The sequence below is a fragment of the Mesobacillus foraminis genome, from assembly GCF_004340465.1.
In the GTDB taxonomy this organism is placed as follows: Bacteria; Bacillota; Bacilli; order Bacillales; family Cytobacillaceae; genus Mesobacillus_B; species Mesobacillus_B foraminis.
The window spans coordinates 198145-219047 of sequence record NZ_SLVV01000002.1; the positions used below are offsets into that span (position 1 = coordinate 198145).

Annotated in this window: 20 protein-coding genes; 6 read left to right on the plus strand and 14 right to left on the minus strand. The window is 43.0% G+C overall.

Features of this window, described 5'->3' with window-relative positions:
• Positions 1–75 precede the first annotated feature (75 nt).
• A complete protein-coding gene (locus EV146_RS03410) occupies positions 76–1902 on the minus strand; it encodes a rhamnogalacturonan lyase (protein ID WP_132002597.1) in 1827 nt (608 codons plus the stop codon).
• A gap of 559 nt (positions 1903–2461) precedes the next feature.
• Here EV146_RS03410 and EV146_RS03415 point away from each other — a divergent pair.
• Both EV146_RS03415 and EV146_RS03420 read left to right on the plus strand, forming a co-directional pair.
• The gene (locus EV146_RS03415) at positions 2462–3376 is read left to right on the plus strand and encodes an aldo/keto reductase (RefSeq protein WP_132001886.1); all 915 of its coding nucleotides are present in this window, start codon (positions 2462–2464) and stop codon (positions 3374–3376) included.
• Between the two features lie 116 nt (positions 3377–3492).
• On the plus strand, positions 3493–3687 hold the full coding sequence (locus EV146_RS03420; protein WP_121613208.1) for a hypothetical protein: 195 nt from the start codon (positions 3493–3495) through the stop codon (positions 3685–3687).
• Positions 3688–4114: 427 nt separating this feature from the next.
• Here EV146_RS03420 and EV146_RS27755 read toward each other — a convergent pair whose 3' ends face one another.
• The 9 genes from EV146_RS27755 to EV146_RS03465 form a co-directional block, all read right to left on the minus strand.
• A complete protein-coding gene (locus EV146_RS27755) occupies positions 4115–5221 on the minus strand; it encodes a CAP domain-containing protein (protein ID WP_241993792.1) in 1107 nt (368 codons plus the stop codon).
• Positions 5222–5320: 99 nt separating this feature from the next.
• Positions 5321–5854 (minus strand): histidine phosphatase family protein, encoded by a 534-nt coding sequence (locus EV146_RS03430; protein WP_132001889.1) that lies wholly within the window; start codon positions 5852–5854, stop codon positions 5321–5323.
• A gap of 42 nt (positions 5855–5896) precedes the next feature.
• Positions 5897–6178, minus strand: coding sequence for a hypothetical protein (locus tag EV146_RS03435; RefSeq protein WP_132001892.1), 282 nt, complete (start codon positions 6176–6178; stop codon positions 5897–5899).
• 101 nt (positions 6179–6279) lie between these two features.
• Positions 6280–7122 (minus strand): ABC transporter permease subunit, encoded by an 843-nt coding sequence (locus EV146_RS03440; protein WP_132001895.1) that lies wholly within the window; start codon positions 7120–7122, stop codon positions 6280–6282.
• Positions 7103–8020 carry an ABC transporter ATP-binding protein gene (locus tag EV146_RS03445; RefSeq protein WP_158286986.1) on the minus strand — a complete coding sequence of 306 codons (918 nt, stop codon included), beginning with the start codon at positions 8018–8020 and terminating at the stop codon, positions 7103–7105. Before EV146_RS03445 ends, EV146_RS03440 begins: the two co-directional genes overlap by 20 nt.
• 111 nt (positions 8021–8131) lie before the next feature.
• A complete protein-coding gene (locus tag EV146_RS03450; RefSeq protein ID WP_132001902.1) occupies positions 8132–8872 on the minus strand; it encodes a Cof-type HAD-IIB family hydrolase in 741 nt (246 codons plus the stop codon).
• Positions 8873–9008: 136 nt separating this feature from the next.
• Positions 9009–9578: a spore coat protein CotJC gene (gene cotJC, locus EV146_RS03455; RefSeq protein WP_132001905.1), complete on the minus strand. Its 570-nt coding sequence runs from the start codon at positions 9576–9578 to the stop codon at positions 9009–9011.
• A gap of 94 nt (positions 9579–9672) precedes the next feature.
• Positions 9673–9933: a spore coat protein CotJB gene (locus EV146_RS03460; protein WP_132001908.1), complete on the minus strand. Its 261-nt coding sequence runs from the start codon at positions 9931–9933 to the stop codon at positions 9673–9675.
• Entirely contained in the window at positions 9930–10181 is a 252-nt protein-coding gene (locus EV146_RS03465; RefSeq protein ID WP_132001911.1) for a spore coat associated protein CotJA, read from the minus strand. Before EV146_RS03465 ends, EV146_RS03460 begins: the two co-directional genes overlap by 4 nt.
• A gap of 719 nt (positions 10182–10900) precedes the next feature.
• On the opposite strand from EV146_RS03465, the gene EV146_RS03470 reads away from it, so the two are divergent.
• On the plus strand, positions 10901–12181 hold the full coding sequence (locus tag EV146_RS03470; protein ID WP_132001914.1) for an MFS transporter: 1281 nt from the start codon (positions 10901–10903) through the stop codon (positions 12179–12181).
• A 320-nt stretch (positions 12182–12501) separates the two neighbouring features.
• Here the strand turns inward: EV146_RS03470 and EV146_RS03475 are convergent, their stop codons facing one another.
• Positions 12502–13767 (minus strand): L-lactate MFS transporter, encoded by a 1266-nt coding sequence (locus tag EV146_RS03475; protein WP_132001917.1) that lies wholly within the window; start codon positions 13765–13767, stop codon positions 12502–12504.
• A gap of 22 nt (positions 13768–13789) precedes the next feature.
• The gene (gene purT, locus EV146_RS03480; RefSeq protein ID WP_132001920.1) at positions 13790–14974 is read right to left on the minus strand and encodes a formate-dependent phosphoribosylglycinamide formyltransferase; all 1185 of its coding nucleotides are present in this window, start codon (positions 14972–14974) and stop codon (positions 13790–13792) included.
• A 209-nt stretch (positions 14975–15183) separates the two neighbouring features.
• On the opposite strand from purT, the gene EV146_RS26765 reads away from it, so the two are divergent.
• From EV146_RS26765 to EV146_RS03490, 3 genes are all read left to right on the plus strand, one after another.
• Positions 15184–15327 carry a hypothetical protein gene (locus tag EV146_RS26765; protein WP_158286987.1) on the plus strand — a complete coding sequence of 48 codons (144 nt, stop codon included), beginning with the start codon at positions 15184–15186 and terminating at the stop codon, positions 15325–15327.
• 131 nt (positions 15328–15458) lie between these two features.
• Positions 15459–15572 (plus strand): biofilm-forming protein, encoded by a 114-nt coding sequence (locus tag EV146_RS03485; RefSeq protein WP_121613221.1) that lies wholly within the window; start codon positions 15459–15461, stop codon positions 15570–15572.
• Positions 15573–15713: 141 nt separating this feature from the next.
• Positions 15714–16682 carry a DMT family transporter gene (locus EV146_RS03490; protein ID WP_132001923.1) on the plus strand — a complete coding sequence of 323 codons (969 nt, stop codon included), beginning with the start codon at positions 15714–15716 and terminating at the stop codon, positions 16680–16682.
• Positions 16683–16811: 129 nt separating this feature from the next.
• On the opposite strand, the gene ppc is transcribed toward EV146_RS03490, so the two are convergent.
• On the minus strand, positions 16812–19574 hold the full coding sequence (ppc, locus tag EV146_RS03495) for a phosphoenolpyruvate carboxylase (RefSeq protein WP_132001926.1): 2763 nt from the start codon (positions 19572–19574) through the stop codon (positions 16812–16814).
• 459 nt (positions 19575–20033) lie between these two features.
• Positions 20034–20378, minus strand: a complete 345-nt coding sequence (locus tag EV146_RS03500) for an ArsR/SmtB family transcription factor (protein ID WP_132001929.1) — start codon at positions 20376–20378, stop codon at positions 20034–20036.
• Between the last annotated feature and the right edge of the window lie 525 nt (positions 20379–20903).

Sequence of the window (20903 nt, forward strand, 5' to 3'; positions counted from 1 at the left end):
AGTACCAGGTTTATTGCCGAATTATCTTGTTGAAAAGTGAGATGGGACCGTCCATGGACGGTCCCATCTTTTCTATTATCGGATTACTTCACTTTTTCCTTGTTTTGCAGGGTAGATATTTGGCTGTTCTGGAGTCTCCATTCCAGATCCCAGGAAAAAGCTTGTATGAGGCGGCTGATTGTAGGCAACGTTCTGCCAGGCAATTCCCAGTCGGTAAACTGGATCATGCATCAGTGTATGGATGCGGTGCTCTGTAGGGTCTGTTGTTGTATAGATCCTGAGCGCGCTGCTGTCTTCCGTACGCCAGACCACTTCCTCACGCCAGTCCCCTAGTAAGTCTGCCTGCAGGCTAGGAGTCCCTTTTGTGTGATTATTTGAGAAGGTGCCATTTGCTGTTAACAGATTCTCTGTATTGCTGTTCTTGTAATTCCATTTATCAATCGTTCCTACACCTGTTTCGGTGGCACTGTTCCATTTATGGTCAAGCAGTTCGCGCTGCAAATCCCCATCCCACCATATCCCAAAGTTTGGAGATAACGGAACTTGGTCACTGATTTTTTCGCCTTTGTTTGTATACAGACCATAGATGTTCCCTCTGTTGCCCGGCGGATCTGCTGCCCAGACCTCTGCTCCTGGATACCTAGGGTCGATATCTGCTGCCATGCCTCTTCCAACATCAATCCCTAATTTAATTCCCCACAGAGTTTCACCCGAATCGGCATCCCTGAATTCCATTCCGTATGCCGCATTCTTGTCTTCATGAACCTGGAAAACCTCAAGTCCAGGACGAGATGGGTCCAAATCACTTAGATGCATGGCATCTCCATGTCCCAACCCCGTTGTATACATTCCTTTACCGTCATGATCTACTGCCATAGCACCGTAAATGATTTCATCCTTGCCGTCCTCATCGACATCGGCGACACTGAGATTATGATTCCCTTGGCCGGCATATCCCTTATTTTCTGGGCTATTGCTATCGAAGGTCCAAACCTTTTTTAGTTCTCCATCACGCCAATTGTAGGCAACCAGAACTGACCTTGTATAATAGCCTCTCGCCATGATCAGACTCGGCTGTTTCCCATCAAGGTAGGCGATTCCGGCAAGAAAGCGGTCAACTCTGTTTCCATAGCCATCGCCCCAATCTGTAACCTTTCCACGAGGAGGGTCATAATTGGTTGTGATTAGCTCTTTCCCCGACTTCCCATCAAAAATCGTCAAATATTCAGGGCCTTCTAAAATATATCCCCCTGAATTTCGATAATCCGCGGTTTCATCACCAATGACGCTTCCTTTTCCGTCCCTGGTCCCGTCCGCTGTTTTCATGGCTACTTCTGCCCGGCCATCACCATCAAGATCATATACCATGAACTGCGTGTAATGGGCCCCTGCACGGATGTTCTTGCCAAGGCTGATGCGCCACTTCAGTGTTCCATCCAATTCGTAGGCATCGATATAAACTTCGCCGGTATATCCGCTCCTGGAGTTGTCCTGTGCATTTGATGGATCCCATTTTACAACCAATTCGTATTCTCCATCCCCATCTAAGTCGCCTGTACTTGCGTCATTCGCACTATAGCTGTAGGCTTGTCCAGTTGGGGTTACTCCATTTTCAGGCTTCTCAAGAGGAACATCGTGAAAATTCTGCCCCCATACGGTTGCTTTTTCAGATGGAGGCTGTTCTTTTCCGTCCACAATTGCACGCACATAGTATCGGGATTCAGAAGTCCCTTCATGATCTAAAAAATTTGTGCTCGTTGCTATCGGTGACTTATTAACCTTTTTTCCGTCCCGGTAAAGGTTAAAAACCACTGTTTCGGATTCAGTTCCCAGCAGGCGCCAGCTGACAAAAACCCCATTATCCGTTTTGACTGCCACCATTCCCCTACCGAGATCTTCCATTTGTCTTTTGATAGCTGTTTCTGTTTTCGGCTGCTGAGGTGCATCTGCGAGTACAGCGGCTGATTGTGGAAGACAAAGAGATGCAAGCAATGCTGAAATGATGCATCGCCTTATTCCTATTTTTTTCTTTTTCCCGACCATTTCTCACACTCCTGATAAAATTTTTTTGCACGCATGTAACCTAAATCTTTATGTACAATATTGTTTTATAGTTCCATTAATCCCTCCCAGAATTTAAATTGTAAGCACTTACAATAACCATTGTAAGTTTAAACTGAAAATTTTGAATTTACATTTCAGACAATTTTGTTTAAATTTCAGTGTTTTATTAATACATTGGACTTTTTTTAATAAATTGGGTAGATTTCAATTTTTCTTCCTAAACCTTTGGACCCACCTTTCTGTGTCAAACAAGAAGATTAATAGACAACCAATGTAAGTATAAGATAAAATTTCCATGTACAAAAATTCCTTCTTCCCAGCAGTTCCTGCACTGTTTGTTTTGTTAAGACAACAACGAAGGACTAGAGGGGGAAGAAAAATAAAATGAGGTGAATCCATGAAATATCGGAGGCTTGGAAAAACTGATTTGAATGTGTCTGTAGTCGGTATCGGAACATGGCAATACGGCGGAGAATGGGGAAAAGAATTTACCCAGAAAGAAGTTGATGGAATACTGGATCTAGCTCAAGAGTTTGGGGTCAATCTGATCGATACGGCTGAATGTTACGGTGACCACTTATCAGAACGTTTTATTGGAGATTATCTCAGCCGAAGAAAACGTGAAGACTGGATCATTGCTACGAAATTCGGACACCATTTCCATGAAAATTTTGAACGATCCAGGCACTGGAGACCTGATGAAGTGCTCAATCAATTGGATGCCTCATTGAAAGCCCTACAAACAGATTACATAGACCTTTACCAGGCACATTCCTGCACAGACGAGGAATTCAATAATGACGCCCTGTGGACGCTACTGGATAAGCAGGTTCGAGCAGGTAAAATCAGGAACCTCGGAGTATCTCTCCGTACGAATGACTACAGCTGGCAAACTGAAAAGGCTTCTGATTATAAGGTCGGCGCCATACAAGTGGTATACAACCGGATCGATACTGCACCTGAAAAATCAATTTTCCCTGCGGCACAAGAACAAAATTTAGGCGTCCTTGCCAGAGTCCCGCTAGCCAGCGGATTTCTAAGCGGCAAATATAAACCAGGCGCTTTCTTCGGTGATAATGACGTTCGTTCAAAGACTAATGAAGATCAAATCAATAGAGTATTAACCAAAGTAGAGGCCATTGCTGCTTCTGAGGTTCCAGAAGGCGTCCCAATGTCCTCATGGGCCCTCTCCTGGTGTCTGAAACACCCTGCTGTCACATCTGTAATACCAGGCTGCAAAAATACAAAACAAGTTGAAATGAATGCAATGGCTGCTGAATTTGCCTCTCAGGATCATCCACAGTCAATTTGAACTTTTTCGAAATAATAAAAAAGGATTTTCGACAAAAAAAACCCTAGCAATTTATATAATCCTTGTTATAATGGGTTAGGAATTTACTTGAATAACTTTATAAAAAGGTGGGCATTATGAGTAAGTCTTCTTGCAGGTATGTTATTAACGCTTTAGGTAAAGGTGGAGAAACATACTATACCCATTGTCAGGACAAAGCAGAATTAAACAGATGGCTCGCGGAAAATAAGCACAGGCTGTCAATGGATGACTTGAAAATCATTGATAAGAACAAGCATCCTCTATTAAAATGGCTATCTTTTAAACACTAATGAATTCCTTGTCAGGAAATGACACAGACCTTCAGTCCGGCTGAAGGTCTTTTATTGCCTCCTGCACATGATGAATGGAACACGGCATATACATTAGTGCCTGCCCTCCCCAATATCACGGAAGTCTCCGGTACAGCTGTGAGAACGGCCGTTTTACGTTAGAAAAATCAGATTAATTTTGAAGAAATGGATTCACTTATATTACACGGTGGCTTATTCCCGTTAACTGGGACAAATTAAAGCTTAAAAAGCCTTTTCTGCCAACGGAACAGGCAGTCCTGTAAACTGGATGCTGAAATAATGAAATTTTCTGCCGTTGCCCTAGAGCGGAAAAATGCTCCCGAAGAATAGTCTGCTTTTCATCAGACCCTCAAGAGTCTGAAAAAGCAATAGCTGACGTCAGACGCCAGCCACTGCATCCATTATTTTATTTTCCGATAAACATCTGTGTCCAGTGATTACCTTGAGATTCATACCCTACACCGATATGAGTGAAATCACGGCTTAAAATATTTTTACGGTGGCCAGGACTGTTCATCCATGATTGAACGACTTCCTGAGGTGTGCGCTGTCCCTGGGCAATATTTTCACCCGCCGACCTGTAGTTGACTCCATGATCACGCATCATGTCAAAAGGAGAGCCGTATGTCGGGCTTGTATGCGAGAAATACCCCTTTTGCTGCATATCAACGGATTTTTTCTGAGCGACCCCACTCAGCTGGGCATCTGCTTTTAATGGCGGCAGACCGTTTTGTCTTCTCTGTTCATTCGTTAAATCAATGACTTGCTGAGCTTCCTTGCTGATTCCTGCAGCCGGTTGCTGTTTTGCAGGTGCTTGTTGTTCTGGAGCCGGCTGCTGTTCTAGTGCTTGTTCTGGTGCGGCCCCCTGGTTTGGTGCTGCCTGCTGATCCGGTCCTGCCCCCTGGTTTGGTGCTGCCTGCTGATCCGGTGCTGCCCCTTGGTTTGGTGGTGCTGCTTGCTGATCCTGACGCGGAGCAGGAGCCATAGGACCACCAGCATGGAACCACATTCCGTTTCTAGGTCCTACTGGCAGGAACTGATATTTTGCTTCCCTGATCAAAACTGCCCTTGTATGCGGATACTGTTTACTTGACTGTGAAGTTCTGTAACTGGAAATATTCATATCCTCTTCATCATTCGTCCTGTTGCCGTTGTTGTCAAATATGTTCAGATCTCGATCCCTATTATCATTGGTTCTGGCATTACGATTGTCATGTTGCGCTGTGTTATTGTCTCTTTCGCCTTTCTTCCGCGCATTATTTTCATTGTCCCGATTGTTTCCAAACAGGTTTAAGTCTCCTTCTTCCTTGTTGTAGTCCTCGGTAAGCGGTCCATTATTATCAATACCGTTATCCCCGTCATTATTATTGCGGGTGCCTTGATTGTTATTTGTTCCGTATACACCAGGACCGCGATTATCCATGGCATTATCTGCATTGTCGCCAGTATTGCACGCTGCAAGACTGACTGTCAGGACGCCGGCAGCAATCCATCCAAATTTTCGTTTGAGCAATTGAGTCTCCTCCTTTTTTCGAATATCCCTCTTATTTTTAATGTTTTTCATTAAATTATAGATGGGAATGAAAGGATGGAGCAGACAAGACCGCAGTCACTATTGTTCGAACACATATATTTTAGCGTTTTCTGCCTTTTTAATTTTCGGGCCGGAAAAACCTCGTTTCAATAACTCATTGCTCATGAATATCATTAAACCACCGTGGCCAACAATAAGCAGGTTCTCATCATGTTTGATCACCATATCAAGTGTTTTATTGATTTGCCTGATTACCTCTGCCTTCGTCACTTGCTGAGAACGATGATTAAAGAACCAGGCCATCCGGATAAAAAGCAGATGTAAAGCCAAGGGAAGCTTTAGGCGTGTCTTAAAGAATGGAGAAAGAGGTATCTCCCTCAATTCTTCCAAAAAAATGATATTACCCTGAAATGCCTTTTGCGCAGTGGTTCTTGCTCTTTTCAAATCGCTTGAATAACAATGCTTCCACTCAATATTCATGGTATCAATTTCTTTTTCAATGACATCGGACTGATTGTATTCATCCTGCCATGCCATTAGCTCTCCCGATGACACCATTTTCCCAGGATATCCCCTTGTAACTTCAAAATGCCGTATCAAGCCAATTTTCACGTTTACCTTCCCCTATTGATTAGTAATAAAATAAAACTGATGTTAATTGGTCAGCCTTATTTTTTTATAAATAGTCATAAAAGCATTTGGATCAGTCTTTAAATGGAAGGAATACAGCCCTCTGATCGTGTGAAAGTAAAGAAAGCCATTCCTGTCATTAAAAGGCCTGTATGACATATCAAGTATGTCTTCCATTTTAAAGTGGTCATTTGCGGATACTACCTTATCTTCATAAAGAGTTAGATACTCTTCTGTTTCAATGATTTGCTGGGAATTATTATGAATTCTTCGGATCACCCTTATATATGGCAGCATAATAAGCATTGTAAACAAACCACCCTTCTCTTCTTGCAATAGCCACGCACTTTTCTATTCGTTTAATCTATCGCATAGTTGAAGGGTTGGCAAATGAAACAATCGAATTTTCAATGAATCTGGCTCTCAAACAGATTGTTTCTTGAATTAAATACCGTTACCCATTTCAGGAGGAGAATATTCCCTAACAGCAGACCGACGCCGATGAGAAAAAGGATAAGAGAACTTAAGAAGAACAGCCCGCTTGCCTGGCTAATAATGATTCCGACAATCGGCAAAACCATGATCCCCCCAAATTGCTGGGCTTCCTGGAATGATTTGACCTTTGCTGAAACAAGGACACTCAGGATAATGTTAAAAAGGACTAAAGCTGGTATGACCCAAAACATCAGCAGAAGCCATGTTACATTTAAGAACAGCAATTCTCTGATAATGGAATAAGAAATAAAATTAAGCACAAGGATATTTACGATAAAGGCCCCAAAAGTAAGTGCAATTGTAGGGATAAAGGCAGCAATGACCTTTGCGACAAAAAGTTCTTTTATGGAAACAGGTGCAAATAGCAAGGTTTCCAGTGTGTTCCTTTCCTTTTCTCCGGCAAAGCTGTTTGAGGCAATAACCATAGAATTAATGATGGTCACCATTAGAAAGAACGGGATGAGCATAAAATTCATAAAGTAATAAACAAATTTGGATCCAAGTGTAGGCAAGGCTGCAAGTTTCTCCCTCATAGCTTCATCCGGGAAGGATTGAATAACTGAATTGATTGGTTTTTCGATATCTTCAGCAGGGTTATTGAACACCCCTGTATATAATCCGCAGTAGGCGATAATGGCCGGTACAATCATACAGAGTAGGATGACCAGGATAAACATGGGAACCCATATTTTCTTAGAAGAAAATGTGGCCCTAATATCTTTTTCAACGATGGCTTTAATGATGTGTTTGCTCATTACTGTCTCCTTTAATTTTAAAATACAGGGATTCTAGACTTCGGTTCGTAATTTCACATGAATGAACCCAGGAAACCTGAAGTATGCGGGTTAATAAGACAGGAATCTCATCCTTCGAAGGCAAACAGAATTCCAGCCTGTTCGGGCCAATCCTCCGGAATGCAAATTCCATGAATGTATTTCCCTCCAATTGAAGCCCGGTTTCAATCACAACATAAACCTGGGATAAATACTTATCCTCAAGCTCCAACCTTGTGCCCTTTTCAATAAGTCTTCCTTTTGATAAAAACAAAAATGAATCACAAATCGTTTCAAGCTGATGCAGTACATGTGAACAAATTAAAATGGTTACTTTTTCTTCCTGATTTATTTGCCCCAGATACTGGATAACTTCCTTAATGCCTTCCGGATCCAGCCCATTTGTTGGTTCGTCTAGAAATAGCAGCCTAGGTTTGTGCAGCAATGCCTTAGCAAGGGAGATTCTTTTTTTCATACCCGTCGAAAAGGTACCCACCAATTCATCTTTATGCTGAACCATATTGAATTGCTGCAGCAAATAATCAATCCGTTTTACATCATAGGCTCCATAAATCCTGGCAAAGAATGAGAGATTTTCCCATGCCGTCATATCATGGTACAACGCGGCACTTTCGGTTATAATACCAGCTCGTCTCCGAATTTCATCCCCATTTTTTTGAGGGTCATAACCCATGACATTAATTTCTCCTCCTGTAGGATGAATCACCCCATTTAACAGCCGGATCATCGTAGTCTTCCCTGCACCATTTGGACCTAGCAGCCCATTGATGCTTCCCTCTTTCACAGTGAAGGACACATTATTTAAAATTTTTTTATCATTAAAAGCTTTGTCTACATTGGATACTTCAATCAAATTCACCCTAACCCCGCCCTGCTCTATAATCTGTTTTCTAATTTAACGAACCAGAAGTTGTTTTTGTTCAAAAAAAAATAAAAAAAGTGTTAAATCGAATGATTTAACACTTTTTGGCTATATTGCCCATTTACGGATAGCTTTGGCCACACCACTTTCTAAATTGGTCGCGGTCACCCAGTTTGCAGCTTTCTTAACTGCATCCTGGGCATTTCCCATTGCCACTCCAATGCCAGCCTCTTTAATCATCGCAACGTCATTGAGGCTGTCTCCAATTGAAAGTACATTATTCATTGATATTCCAAGCAAATCACATACATTTTTTAAGCCTTTGGCTTTATTTATCCCCTGTGCATTAACCTCAATATTTTTAAGGCTTGAGTTGCTTAATTCAAATTCTTTGCGGGCTTCCAAATCCTTTAGAATTAGCTCCCTTACTTTATCATCTTCTACATCAAATCCAAATTTCAGCCAGACATGCTTCTCAAAGTCCTCTGGCATTTCATTGTGCCAATTCCCAGTGGAACTAATTGCCCAGAAATGTGTCTTATGGTGCTTTGACATGTCCCACATCCACTTTATGAGCGGAGTGCTGACAGGATTTCTTTCTACCAGCTCCCCATCCGGGCCCCAAATCTCACTCCCATTCACTGTCACAAGATAAGATGAAAGCTCAAGTGAAACTGCATAGTCTTTGACCGTCCTGATTGCCCGGCCTGTACTAAGAACGACCTTAATTCCCTTTTCCTCCGCTTCCCTGATTGCGAGGCGGTTTTCCTCTGAGACCTGATGATTTGCGTCCAATAAAGTACCATCCATATCAATAGCAATAAGTTTGATTCCTGGATATTCTCCCATTGACCATTCAACTCCGTATAAAATAGTAGTATCCACATCATACCATTTATCTTTCCAGAGATGGAACCGTCGCGCTTGCCAATAAAGCCTGTCCACCCAGAAGACAAAAAAAGACAGGTTCTCCTGCCTTCCGATGCTAAAAAATCTTTTTTTGCTGCCGGTCATCTTTTATTATTTCTACTGCTTCCCGGAACCTTTGAGAATGGATGATCTCCCGTTCCCTTAAAAACCGGAGTCCGTCATTTAAGTCAGGGTCATCTGACATATCTATTATCCATTGATAGGTAGCCCTTGCTTTTTCCTCTGCAGCGATATCTTCATATAGATCAGCAATAGGATCACCTTTTGCCTGAATATATGCAGCTGTAAAAGGCACACCTGCAGCATTATGATAAAATAAGGCACCATCATGATTGGCATAATGGTCACCTAACCCGGCATCACGCATCTGCTGAGGAGTTGCATCCTTTGTTAACTTATAAACCATTGTAGCAATCATTTCAAGGTGGGCAAATTCCTCTGTCCCAATATCGGTCAGGAGTCCAATTACTTTATCGGGAATCGTATACCGCTGATTGAGGTACCGCAATGCAGCAGCCAACTCCCCATCTGCTCCGCCATATTGTTCGATCAAATACTTTGCAAGGGTTGGATTGCACGTACTGACTCTTACTGGATATTGCAGCTTCTTCTCATAAATCCACATCCCGGTCCCTCCCCGCTCTTCTATTTACAGCTTTTCACATGAATTTGATTATAGTAATCTATCCAGGTTTGATTTTTTTCCTGTAAAACATTCTTTATACCTGCCAGGGCCAGGGAGTTGTACCCCAGCTCCAGCGGGAATCGGTATAGCTGTTTCCGAATTGCTGGAGCGCGCCATATTTTTCTTCAAAAACTTGCTTTAACTGTTTTGAATAGTGGGCATATTGGTTAAACTGCTGCATTGCCTGCTGATCGGAAGGATGTGTGTCTAAGTACAATGTAAGTTCCACTAACACAAAGTCTACAGCCTGAATTTCTTCTAATCTCCGGTAATAGTCTTCAGGCATCTGCTTCATAAGGGGTCCCTCCCCTTTGCCTCATAGGGATTGTCATAGTAATCCCAAAATGCGGGCCATAATGTACCTTTGTAAAGGGCTTCTCTCGGGGGGAATTGATTCATGTTCGGCGGTTGAAACCCTATATATACCTGCGGAGGGGTTGAATAGTATTTTATTCCAATGGGCCTGCATGGATCGAATGGGCTATGGTAAGGACGATAGGTTTTAGTACTGGTAAAGTTGACACTCTCGAGGCGGTTTGGCAACTTTTACACACCCCTTTCAGAATTTTTCCATTCATTATACTCAGAAACGGATTGTCTTTATTCCCGCATTATATTCAGGTGGTTTAAAAGGAAAAAGAAAAATAGTCAGCCCAAAGGGAAATCCTTCCTTTATACCGAATATAGTTTCTAATATAGAGCTTTCTATCCAAAGCGTACAAGAGTCAAAATATAATATATAAAAATAATGGGGTGTTTTCGCAGAATTCCTCAATAGCAGAGAAAATGCTTCTGAATGGTTTGACTGACTATTTTTTGTAATTACATTTCACTTTCTTTTTTCAGCCGAGGCTCTGGCTGAAAAAATAATGGAATCCAAAAGGTATTTTCCAGTCTGAGGTGACCATAAAAGGGGGAGATCCGAAGGCAGCATCCATGCCGAAGTTTTTCTGAGGAAATTTAAAGGTGAATTTTTGAGCCCCTTGCAGATGAGAGGTTAAACCCAAGAGTTCTGCGTTGACGCAGTTTTTTTTCCGCAAGGGGTATTACCCGACCTTTTTTCATAGCTAAAGACAGGCATTAAGATAAGTCTCCTCTATCCCTTATATGGATATTGCAGGCAAAGGTCCTGACTTTATCCGCCTGCTCGGCACTGACAATGGAAACCAGTCGTCAAGGCATGAGCCCACGGACTATCAAGGGTTGTTTTTCTCTCTGCCATGATTGCGTTCCGAAAAATAATTGAGGGAGGCAAATAAAAGATGAAACGATTCACTAAGGAAGAAAATAGCTGGATGTTTTATGACTGGGGAAATTCTGCTTATTCTATAATTATATCAACTGCCGTATTCCCGCTTTATTATAAGGCTTCTGCCACTGAAGCCGGTATTACAGGTGCTGATTCGACCGCATACTTAGGCTACACAATTGCCATTGCTACGTTTATATTGGCGATGCTGGGACCCATCCTTGGCACCATTGCGGATTACAGGGGCAACAAAAAAAAATTCTTTAGGTTTTTCGCAGCGCTTGGAGTTGTGGCAACTGCTGCGCTCTCTCTTATTCCACCAGAGCAATGGCTGCTGCTGTTGATTATATACACGATTACTGTGTTAGGCTCCGCAGGCTCGAACGTTTTTTATGATGCGTTCCTGGTCGATGTCTCATCGGAAGAGAGAATGGACAGGGTTTCTTCCCGAGGGTTTAGTTTGGGATACATAGGCAGTACCATCCCATTCATTGTCAGCATCGCCATCATTATATCGGCTCAAAATGGAATCCTGCCCCTCTCTGCAAGTGCCGCAAGCAGGATTTCCTTTATCATTACCGCAGTATGGTGGGGAATATTCACCCTGCCTGTACTTCGAAATGTCGAGCAGCGGTATTTTATCGAAAAAGAGAAACATCCAGTTGCCAAAAGTTTCAAGAGACTTGCAGAGACCTTTAAGGACATACGGAAATACAAGGGACTTTTCCTGTTTTTACTTGCCTATTTCTTTTATATTGATGGCGTAGGGACAATCATTACAATGTCCACCGCTTACGGGACGGACTTAGGCATCAGTTCAACCAGCCTCCTAGTGATTCTATTTGCCACACAAGTTGCAGCTGCTCCTTTTGCCATCCTGTATGGCAGGCTGGCCGACCGTTTTACAGGGAAATTCATGCTTTATATTGGCATTATTATCTATATTATTGTTTGTATTTACGCCTATTTCATGAACTCTGCGATGGATTTTTGGATACTTGCCATGCTGGTGGCCACCTCACAGGGGGGGATTCAGGCTCTAAGCAGGTCCTATTTTGCTAAGCTGGTTCCTAAGGAAAAATCAAACGAATTCTTCGGCTTTTACAATATATTTGGAAAGTTCGCTTCAATCATGGGACCTTTGCTGGTGGGTGCAACTGCACAGGTAACCGGAAGCTCCAGCCACGGGGTATTCAGCCTTATTTTCTTATTCATAGCAGGCCTGATCCTTCTATCCAGGGTACCAGATCCGAAGGCCAGCATTCCCGTCCCGGGAAATATAAAGACGCTTTAAAAATGACGGATAGGGTTGACTCTCTTTTCCCATAACCGTCTTCATGAGCAGTACCCGCGCTTGCTCTTCCTGTAGGGGCTGTAATCTGGTTTGGGGGCAAAACTCCAGGAAACACTTTCCCGAAATCTCGGTCACTCATTAGAGGTAGATCAGGGATATCACGGCAACTGCGGGCCAGAAACTCTAATTCCATCTATTTAATCCGCGGATGGCAATTCCCAGAAAAAGTGCCTTCTAAGCATCCCTTGCCTTAGCTGTACTCTTTCAAAATAGTGGGTCTCTAAGTTTATGAGGTACAAACTAGAGACCCCGTATTGTCATTAACTTGTTTTCTTAAAAAGCTGGTTTTCAGTCATTAATTGAATCCTCTTTATATCCAGCCTGATCAATAAAGAGACTGACAATGCTACAATGAACAGAATGGCGAAGAACAGCAGGGTCCCTTGGTAGCTGCCCGTTGTTTCCCGGATCCATGAAACAAGCACAGGTCCGAATACTCCCGCTGCGGCCCAGGCTGTCAGGATATACCCATGGATGGCCCCAAGCTGTTTCGTCCCAAATAAATCACCTATATAGGCAGGTATGGAGGCAAACCCTCCTCCATAACAAGTCATAATCAGGTATACGATCACCGAAAATAAAAGGCTCAGGGTGATGCTAGGCAGGAGGAAAAACGCAATGATTTGAAAGACAAAAAATAAAGTATAAACATTTGGCCTTCCAATATAGTCCGAAATGCTTGCCCAGAAGATTCTGCCGCCTCCATTAAACAACCCCATGATGCCAACCATTGCTGCCGCTCCTGCAGCACTCATCCCCACAAGCTCCTGGGCCATCGGGGATGCGACCGACAAGATGGCAATCCCGCAAGTAACATTGATAAACAGCATTAGCCACAATGACCAGAAACGTTTTGTCTTTACCGCTTCATTGGCAGTCAGCTGGGACAGGTCAGGTATTACTCTCTTCGATCCATTTGCGTGTTTTACGGTTGTAAAGCAGCTTGGTGTCCAGCCTTCCTTTGGTGGAGCCAGATATTGGGCAGAAATCAAAATAATGATGAAATAGATAATTCCTAGCATGTAAAAGGTATTCGAGATTCCGAATGACTCAATAAGCTTATTCATAATTGGACTGCTGATCAGGGAGGCGAATCCAAAGCCCATTATGGCAAGGCCGGTTGCCAGCCCTCTTCTGTCAGGGAACCATTTTACCAGAGTGGAAACAGGAGTAATATAACCAACCCCCAGGCCAATCCCGCCAAGCATCCCATAAAACACGTATAATAAAAGCAAGGAATCGATCTGGATCGCAAATCCAGCTCCTGTCATGCCCGCCCCGAAGAAAATGGCACTTAAGGTTCCCGCTGCACGCGGTCCATATCTTTCAACAAAATGTCCAAGAAAAGCAGCAGATAAACCAAGAAATAAGATGGCCAGGCTAAAGGTGAAGGATATTTGGCTGAGCCCCCATCCCTTTTGTTCCTGTAACGGCCCTGTAAATACACTCCACGCATAGACAGATCCGATAGAAATATGAATTCCTACTGCTGAAAGAGCAATAAGCCAACGATTTTTATCTCTCATACTTTCATCCCCTTTTGTATGCTCACGATGTATGGTAGGTGATCTTGAGTTTCGTAGCTCCTTCTTCGGCAACAGCCCTGGCTTTTTCTGCCGTTTCCCCCGAACTCAGAACCACGGCTATCCTTCTGCCAATTTTTGTTTCTGGCTTTCCGAAAAAGCGGACCTGCGTGCCGGGTAACTCCAAACACTTTTCCAGTCCATTAACCTGGTAGTCCTTGCTTTCCTGCCAGGCCTTTACAGCGTGACTCGCCCCAGGTGTCCTCAGGGTGATTTCCGGAACAGGGAACCCAAGAATGGCCCTTACATGCAACGCAAATTCGGAAAGGTCCTGTGTTGCCAACGTGACCATTCCGGTATCATGAGGACGAGGCGATACTTCGCTAAAAAAGACCTTATTCTCCGTGAGGAAGAGCTCGACGCCAAACAGGCCGTAGCCGCCAAGAGCATCGGTAATTTTACTGGCAATCTCCTCCGCTTCTTTTATTTGCCTGTCTGACATATTATGGGGCTGCCAGGAAACAATGTAGTCTCCGTCTTTTTGGATATGACCAATTGGAGCACAAAAGGACGTTCCCGATGCCGAACGAACTGTAAGCAGGGTGATTTCAGATTCAAAGCGGATGAACTCTTCTACAATTACCCTTGCCCTCTTGGTTCGTCCGCCTTCCAATGCTTCATTCCAAGAATGCTCAACTTCCTCCAATGACCGGCAGACACTTTGCCCTTTTCCGGATGAACTCATGATCGGCTTGATTACACAAGGAACACCAATCTCATTAACAGCGCTTCTTAATTCTTCAAGAGTATTCGCAAATGCGTATTTCGCTGTTGGAAGCTGGAGCGTCTCGCTGGCCAGTCTTCGGATACCTTCTCTGTCCATTGTTAAATTGGCAGCTTTTGCTGTCGGTACAACATTGAAGCCTTCCTTTTCCAATTCGATTAATGTTTCCGTAGCGATTGCTTCTATTTCAGGAACAATATAATCTGGTTTTTCTTGCTCAATGGTCCTTCTCAGTGCTTCTCCATCCAGCATATCAATGACATAAGAGCGGTGAGCCACCTGCATGGCAGGTGCATCTGCATATCTGTCTACTGCAATTGTTTCCACTCCAAGCCTTTGTGCTTCAATGACTACTTCCTTGCCAAGTTCCCCTGAACCAAGCAGCATTATTTTTTTCGCATGCTGTCCCATTGGTGCTCCATACATCTGATTTCCCCCTTATTGTTTGTTATTTCAACATATTAACTCATATTCATGGATGTTTCAATCTTTTTTAAACCAATTTACGAACAATTTTTATTTTACTTCTTAAAAACATTCGCCTTTAAGGGAGGCAATCACATATCCTATGGATAATAAGATCCCCTGAATATTTTTTATTCTTCTTCAAATGTTATAAAACGGAGGTGATTTTTTTGAATTTCAATAAGCACAAATCGACTGAGAAGCCGTTTGAGGGCAAGAAAAACACAGACGAGCAGACACAGCATTTGAACCAGGCACCCCCTCCGCGCGGGAGGAACGGGAGACAGATTGATGATGATGTAGAAGATTTATAAACGCGTGCTCTTTATCCTCCCCTTAGAGTGGATGCCGGAAGTAAGGTAAGCACGGCAGCATTTTTTCCGGGAATGGTTCCTGAACGAGTTAGGCAAAATAAGGGCAGGGAATTAATAAGGAGGTGAAATTTATGGCTAAGAAGGGAATCCAAAATTCAAGCGTGGAACAGATTGGCAAGGATCACGAAACTGAAACAGCTTTCCATCAAAATCAAGCAAAGAAACAGCAAAAAAAGAATAAGTAAGGTTTTGAGGAGCCAGCTGGTTCCTTTTTTTATTCTTGGCATCTTTAACACTAATAGAGAGCAAATGATTGTCATTGATTGAACATTCATACATAATTAATGTAGTACTTTTATACAAATAGAACCTAGGAGGTGTTATTCGTGAAGCCTATTATCCTGGGAATCCTTGCAGCACTCTTCTTCGCTGTCACATTTGTTGCAAACCGGGCAATAGATTTATCGGGAGGAAGCTGGCTATGGAGCGCTTCCCTTCGATACTTCTTTATGATTCCCTTCCTCTTGGCAATTGTTATGGTTAGGAGAAACCTTCAGCATCTTATTAAAGCGATGAAAGCACGCCCATTGGCATGGATGTTATGGAGTTTTGTAGGTTTTGGACTTTTTTATGCCCCCTTATGTTTAGCCGCGGCGTATTCTCCCGGATGGCTGATAGCCGGTACCTGGCAAATCACTATTATTTCCGGGTCTCTGCTTGCACCTTTGTTCCTCGAAACCATACATACATGTACTGGTCCAAAAAAAGTCCGTGGAAAAATTCCTCTAAAAGGCCTAATTATGTCATGCATCATACTCTTTGGGATAATAATCATGCAGGCCGAGCATGCCAGGCAAATTTCCTTGGGCACCCTGGTACTCGGACTTCTTCCTGTCCTGGTAGCTTCTTTTGCCTATCCCTTGGGAAACAGAAAGATGATGGAAGTATGCGGTGGTGAATTTGACGCCTATCAAAGGGTGCTGGGGATGACACTGGCAAGCATGCCTCTGTGGCTAGTGCTCTCTGTATATGGATATTTCACGGTTGGAGCTCCTTCTACGTCCCAAACTTTTCAATCCTTGCTTGTCGCCATCAGTTCAGGTGTCATCGCCACAGTCTTGTTTTTTATGGCTACCGATATAGTCAGGGGAAATATGCACAAGCTTGCTGCAGTGGAAGCCACACAGTCAATTGAAGTTCTTTTTGCTCTCGCAGGGGAAATGGTGTTCTTGTCACTCGCTGTCCCTTCCCTCCTTTCATGGTTTGGAATTCTACTTGTCATAATAGGAATGGCAGCTCATTCTTATGCCTCACGAATAAAAGAAAATCCAGCGGAAACCGCTGTAAATATGTAACATACCTTTAAAGCAGAAAAAAAGCCTGCAAGTACACCACACCCTTCCATGTCGAGCCTTGAACCTTGTAAAAAAAAAAAGCAACAGCCTTGAAAAATAAGGCTGTTGCTTTTTCTATTTCAAGTTAAATCAACCTGTATTCCTAAGTCCCGCTGCCACACCGCTGATTGTTAACAATACCTGTGTGACAAGCTCCTCATCTGGTTCTTCTACCTTGCGGAGCTCTTTAATCAGCTCAACCTGGATAAAGTTCAATGGATCAACATACGGATTACGACGATGGACGGAATCCTTGATGTTCGGCGTATGGTCAAGCAGTTCTTCATCCTCGGCGATTTGCAGAAGTACGTGCTTGGTCCTGTTGTACTCTTCGACAATGTTGGAGAAAATGCGCTGGCCGATTTCCTGGTCACTCACTAATTGACTATATTCTTTTGCAGTTGTCAGATCTGCTTTCATTAAAGCCATTTGCAAATTGTCAATCGTTGACCGGAAGAATGGCCATTCCTTATACATATCCTGAAGGATTTGAAGATTTCCTGGATTTTTGTTAATGAAGCCTTCAAGTCCAAATCCAGCAGCATACCAAGCCGGAAATAGCTGACGGCTTTGAGTCCAGGCAAACACCCAAGGAATAGCCCTGAGATTTTCAAATTTAGCACTGTTTTTCCTTGCCATAGGCCGTGAACCAATATTCAGCTCGCCAATTTCTTTTAATGGCGTCGCTTCGTTAAAGTAGGTAATAAAATCAGAATCCGCAAAAACAAGAGACTGATATTTTCCCAGACTCATTTCTGAAATCTCTTCAATGGCCTGTACCCATCTTTCGTCACGATGATGTGCCTGCTCTGACTCCTTCGAGACATGCGCAGCCGCCAGCAGGAGTGTGGATGTAGCCTGTTCAAGGCTCCGGTAAGCAATATCCTCAAGCAAGTATCTCGAGGAAAGAACTTCTCCCTGCTCAGTGATTTTGACGCCGTCTCCCAGCGTTTCTGCAGGCTGAGACAACAAGCTTTTGTTCAACGGACCGCCTCCACGTCCAAGTGAACCGCCCCGGCCATGGAAAAATTTGAGTCCAATATTATACTTCTTCGCCATTTCATGGATTTCCAGCTGAGCTTTGTAAAGCTTCCAGTTAGCTGTCAAGGTTCCTCCATCTTTGCTTCCATCCGAATACCCCAGCATGATCTCCTGCTGGTTATTCATTTTGCGCAGATGTTCACGATAAAGCGGCATTTGGAACATTTCCTCCATGATCTTTGGCCCTGCAGTCAGGTCATCAATCGTTTCAAGCAATGGAGCAACATTTAAGTCACTGTCAATGGACCCATCAGCATGCAGGCGGTAAATGCCGGCTTCTTTGGCAAGAACCAAAACCTCTAGCAGATCGCTCGCTGATTGTGTCATCGATATGAGGTAAACGGAAATGGACCTTTTGCCGAACGTATTGTGAGCCTTTTTGATCAGATGGAACACATCAAGCATCTGCTGTGTTTCCTGGGAGTAATCTCCGTGGTGAAGCTGCAGGGACCTGGGATCTGCAAGAACTTCCCGTAAAAGGCTGACTTTTTTATCCTCAGGGAGAGCTGAGTAATCTTCCGCAATCCTTACCTTGCGAAGCATTTCAGCAACCGCACTTTCATGCTCGCCGCTATGATTGCGGATATCAAGTGTAGCAAGGTGGAATCCAAATAACTGCACCTGCCGGATCAGTTTCTGCAGCATTTTTAATTCATGCATGACAGGATGGTGCTGATAAACACTCCGTTTGATCATCAATAAGTCTTCCAGGAGTTCTTCTGCAGACTGATATCCTGCCTCTGAAACTCCGACTTGCCTTAGACGCTCAATGATGACAGCAAATTTCCTGCGATACACTTCATTTTCCACTGGCCATCTTTTATCTTCATCAACGTATTTTGCCTCTTCCTCAGGAAGGCTTTGAAGTATTTCATCGCTTACCTTTGCCCTTGAAGTAGACTGGCTCATCCTTTTCATCAGTTCAATGAGGACTGCTTTGTATTTCTTTAATACCAGCCGTCTTTGTTTGTTCAATGTTTCCCATGTTACTTCAGGGGTTACATTTGGATTTCCATCCCTGTCCCCGCCAATCCAAGAACCAAATCGAAGGAAGTTTGGAACTTTCCATTGCTGGTCAGGAAAGTGCTCTTCAAGACAATCCTCCACTTCCTGATGGATTTCAGGAAGGACATCAAAAAGGGTTTGATCGAAATAATATAATCCATTTCGCACCTCATCGATGACCGTTGGTTTACGGTGTCTCAATTCATCTGTCTGCCATAAGGCCATCATCTCATTGAAGAGGCTCTCCTGCAGTTTTTTGAGCTCTTTTTTCGAAATCAATGGATTGTCCAGGTTTTTAAGGATATCGGCTATCCTTTTCTGAAGCTCTAGAACGGTTCTTTTCGTAGCTTCTGTAGGGTGAGCTGTAATGATCAGCTCTAAAGATAATTTATCGAGGACATTTTGAATGATATCGGATGTAATATTATTGTCTTTTAAAGACAGGATGGCACTGTCAATGGATCCCGGCTGTGCATTCACATCAGCCCTCAGCTGATATTCCCGCCTCCTGCGGATCCGGTGATTTTGCTCAGCCGCATTAATCAAATGAAAATATACGGAGAATGCACGTATAACCTGTTTGCGCATTGGTGCATCCAATAGTGCAATTTCCTGTTTCAGTTCATCATAAGTTTCTTGCTGGAATTCGTTACGGAGTTTTTTACACATGATCCGAATCTTTTCCACCGTGTCCAATAGCTCAGTTCCGCCTTGGTAGACAAGGATTTCTCCAAGCATGCCGCCCAGCATTTTTACATCTCGGCGCAACGGAAGACTGCTGTCATTTACTGTTATTCCTGTTGCCATTGTTTCACCTTCCTAACTAGTACAGTTCTTTGAATTTTTAAATAATATACCATACCTTTTCATTAACATGATAGGGGAAAATAGAATTTTTTGATTATTTTTTATAACAGTCAGCTGATAATCGCAGAGAAAAACTGCTATCTTCCCCCTGTCTTCTGCCGGCTTGCTGACATTCCGGCGATATCTTCATTTACAGACAAAGAGAGCTTTATATTCAGGAAAAGCGCCTGTAAATTATGTAATGTATACACCATTATATCCTATTTTAATATTCTATTAAAATAAAAAAGCGTATTCACTATTCGAAACAGCGAGCAATTGATATAAAATTGTGGGACAAACATAAATTCCCCTGTCTTCTTTACCCTCTCCGGCGGTGTCCCAAACCTCAAATGGGGAATTTTCTTGGCGTCTGGAATTTTAATCTGCAAGAATCCTAGTAGAGATAAGCTGTATCCTTCAAGTGCTCTCCTCTGTTTCATTTTCATAAAACTTGTCAAGCATGGTAATCGTATCAACTAAATGATTGTTGAATATTTGTCTTGCAACTGCCAGCAGTTCAATTATCATGGGATCTCTTAGTGAATAAATAACCCGATTGCCGTCTTTCGTGCCAGTTACAATATTTTTAGACCTCAATACAGTCAACTGTTGCGAAACTGCCGAACCTTCGCTTCCTACGAGGCTTTGGATTTCATTTACACTTTTATCACTTTCAGATAACAGCTCCAATATCCTGATTCTGAGCGGATGCGCCAATGCCTTAAAAAAATCCGCCTTAAAACGCTGCATTTCTAGATTCAATTCTCTCTTCCTTTCCTTCTATACTTCAACTGAACAAGGCTGCAATCTATTTTGGGACTCTTGATTTGCACCTGAAAATTCATTGCTTTCCTTAAAGACAAAATGCCGGCGGCCCTGGCAATCGTTTTCATTCACATGGGTTAAAGTAAAGCATATGACTTGCCCACGTGTGCTTGAGAAAAACTCCTGGCCAATTAAAAGTCCTATACGCCAGTCTTCTTCAACAGCGCTTCTGGCTGCATCTTAATATCCGATATGAGCACAAGACCTCTCTTTGAAAAATGCTCGGCCAAAGTTGAGTGAGTTGATACCCCGGTGAGGTCAATGAAAAGGCACCTATCCCATTCTTAAATAGAATGCCTTTGGCCATTGGTTGATTGTACCATGACACTCTGCTCAAAAGTTTGGACAGTACCGAATAAAAGCGGGCTTTCAATATAAATACTGAATTGCGGACAATGGTGCGCATTGGCTCCTTGGCTTTCTATTTTCCCTTGTAATATTTGAATTTTGCAAAGCACTGGA

Excerpts from the sequence above, each read along its gene's own strand:
- EV146_RS03440 (WP_132001895.1), bottom strand. The coding sequence starts at position 7,122 with ATGAGCAAACACATCATTAAAGCCATCGTTGAAAAAGATATTAGGGCC.
- EV146_RS03415 (WP_132001886.1), top strand. The coding sequence starts at position 2,462 with ATGAAATATCGGAGGCTTGGAAAAACTGATTTGAATGTGTCTGTAGTC.
- purT (WP_132001920.1), bottom strand. The coding sequence starts at position 14,974 with ATGTATGGAGCACCAATGGGACAGCATGCGAAAAAAATAATGCTGCTT.
- EV146_RS03475 (WP_132001917.1), bottom strand. The coding sequence starts at position 13,767 with ATGAGAGATAAAAATCGTTGGCTTATTGCTCTTTCAGCAGTAGGAATT.
- EV146_RS03470 (WP_132001914.1), top strand. The coding sequence starts at position 10,901 with ATGAAACGATTCACTAAGGAAGAAAATAGCTGGATGTTTTATGACTGG.
- EV146_RS03435 (WP_132001892.1), bottom strand. The coding sequence starts at position 6,178 with ATGCTTATTATGCTGCCATATATAAGGGTGATCCGAAGAATTCATAAT.
- ppc (WP_132001926.1), bottom strand. The coding sequence starts at position 19,574 with ATGGCAACAGGAATAACAGTAAATGACAGCAGTCTTCCGTTGCGCCGA.
- EV146_RS03450 (WP_132001902.1), bottom strand. The coding sequence starts at position 8,872 with ATGGGAGAATATCCAGGAATCAAACTTATTGCTATTGATATGGATGGT.
- EV146_RS03485 (WP_121613221.1), top strand. The coding sequence starts at position 15,459 with ATGGCTAAGAAGGGAATCCAAAATTCAAGCGTGGAACAGATTGGCAAG.
- cotJC (WP_132001905.1), bottom strand. The coding sequence starts at position 9,578 with ATGTGGATTTATGAGAAGAAGCTGCAATATCCAGTAAGAGTCAGTACG.
- EV146_RS03420 (WP_121613208.1), top strand. The coding sequence starts at position 3,493 with ATGAGTAAGTCTTCTTGCAGGTATGTTATTAACGCTTTAGGTAAAGGT.
- EV146_RS03410 (WP_132002597.1), bottom strand. The coding sequence starts at position 1,902 with ATGGAAGATCTCGGTAGGGGAATGGTGGCAGTCAAAACGGATAATGGG.
- EV146_RS03460 (WP_132001908.1), bottom strand. The coding sequence starts at position 9,933 with ATGAAGCAGATGCCTGAAGACTATTACCGGAGATTAGAAGAAATTCAG.